General features: G+C 48.8%; 1 protein-coding gene. It reads right to left on the bottom strand.

The window, feature by feature from the left end:
* Nucleotides 1–67: 67 nt before the first annotated feature.
* Nucleotides 68–415, bottom strand: a complete 348-nt coding sequence (locus ACXIZN_RS43320) for a quaternary ammonium compound efflux SMR transporter QacE delta 1 (protein ID WP_000679427.1) — start codon at nucleotides 413–415, stop codon at nucleotides 68–70.
* Nucleotides 416–514: the final 99 nt, after the last annotated feature.

The following is a 514-nucleotide window of genomic DNA, read 5'->3' as shown; positions in this document are numbered from 1 at the left end:
GCGGGGTCTAGCCGCCGGCTCTCATCGAAGAAGGAGTCCTCGGTGAGATTCAGAATGCCGAACACCGTCACCATGGCGTCGGCCTCCGCAGCGACTTCCACGATGGGGATCGGGCGAGCAAAAAGGCAGCAATTATGAGCCCCATACCTACAAAGCCCCACGCATCAAGCTTTTGCCCATGAAGCAACCAGGCAATGGCTGTAATTATGACGACGCCGAGTCCCGACCAGACTGCATAAGCAACACCGACAGGGATGGATTTCAGAACCAGAGAAAGAAAATAAAATGCGATGCCATAACCGATTATGACAACGGCGGAAGGGGCAAGCTTAGTAAAGCCCTCGCTAGATTTTAATGCGGATGTTGCGATTACTTCGCCAACTATTGCGATAACAAGAAAAAGCCAGCCTTTCATGATATATCTCCCAATTTGTGTAGGGCTTATTATGCACGCTTAAAAATAATAAAAGCAGACTTGACCTGATAGTTTGGCTGTGAGCAATTATGTGCTTAG

The organism is Amycolatopsis sp. TRM77291 (genome assembly GCF_054166285.1).
Note: the sequence above shows the minus strand (reverse complement) of the source record. Positions and strands in the feature narration are given on the sequence as shown.

What these genes read in the sequence shown, in the direction of transcription:
- ACXIZN_RS43320 (WP_000679427.1), bottom strand. Translation starts at nt 415, where the DNA reads ATGAAAGGCTGGCTTTTTCTTGTTATCGCAATAGTTGGCGAAGTAATC.